At 41.7% G+C, this 1323-nt stretch carries 1 pseudogene; it reads left to right on the top strand.

The annotated features are described in order from the left end of the window. The first annotated feature begins 4 nt into the window (after positions 1 to 4). Positions 5 to 1314: pseudogene (locus CXF89_RS19175) on the top strand (IS4 family transposase). Positions 1315 to 1323: the final 9 nt, after the last annotated feature.

A 1323-nucleotide genomic window follows, 5' to 3' on the forward strand; every position in this document is an offset into this window, starting at 1 on the left:
AGCACTGCAAGCAACACTTGAAGAAAGCAGCCGATACCATACCTTTGAAAAATTATCAGAAATTCTTGACCCTGAAATCATTGAACAAGGTTTTCAACAAGCTGGGATTGCAACCGTTCGTAAGCGAAGGTTACCGCTTGAGGCCGTTTTGTGGTCAGTTATTGGCATGGCATTGTTTCGAAAAGAATCGGTTTGGAATATCGCTAATAAGCTAGATATCATGTTACCTGGCAAGAACCAACTCGTTGCTCCAAGTGCGATGGTACAGGCGAGACAAAGGTTAGGTGATGATTCCGTTAAACACGTTTTCAATAAATCTGCTCAATCAATGTATAAGCAACAGTCATTCGAAACATGGAATGGTTTGAACCTATTAGCTGTTGACGGTGTTGTGTGGCGAACAGCCGACACGCCTGATAATCGTAAAGCCTTCTCTTCTGGTAGCAACCAATACGGTGATACAGCCTTTCCTCAAATACGCATGGTCTGTCATATGGAATTGACCAGCCATCAACTGCTCAGTAGCGAGTTTGATAACTATAAAACCAACGAGATGAAATTAGCTGAGCGTTTAATTGAACGTACACCCGATAATTCACTGACTATGTTCGATAAAGGATATTATTCTTTAGGCCTGTTAAATCGTTGGCACCAAACTGGGAAGATGAGGCACTGGCTGATACCAGCAAGGCCCGACTTACAGTATGAAATCATCTCCAGCGCGGGTAAAAATGACCATATCATTGAATTGAAAACAACAAAGCATGCACAAAAAACTTTCCCGATGTTCCTGAAACGATTAAAGCGAGATTAATCAGTAAAACAATAAAGGGCAAAAGCTACCGTATATTAACCTCGATGACGGATAGATTGCGTTATCCAGGTAATGAAATTGTTGAATTATATTGTCATCGTTGGGAGATAGAGCTTGGGTTTAGAGAAATCAAACAAACCATGCTTGATAGCGCATACCATTTGAGAAGTAAACGTCCAGACATGGTGCGTCAGGAGCTATGGGGCGTGTTACTCGCCTATAATTTAATACGAAGAATAATGACGATGGCGGCGACAGTTACAGGGATATGGCCTAACCAGCTTAGTTTCTCTAGCAGTTCGATGGCTGTCATTCAGTATTTCTCGTCAGTATCTATAATGAGTCCAGGGAACATTCCAATACACTGGCAGCACTTACTCAATACACTGGTCTTATTTAAGCTTCCAGCTAGACGAGAGGATAGAAGATATCCCCGATGGGTTAAGCCAAAACCATCTAAGTATCCCCATAAAAAGAAAAATGCCAGTCAGCTTAACTGACTGGCATTA

Origin of the sequence: Pseudoalteromonas sp. MelDa3, assembly GCF_002863625.1 — a bacterium.
Classification (GTDB): Bacteria; Pseudomonadota; Gammaproteobacteria; order Enterobacterales; family Alteromonadaceae; genus Pseudoalteromonas; species Pseudoalteromonas arctica.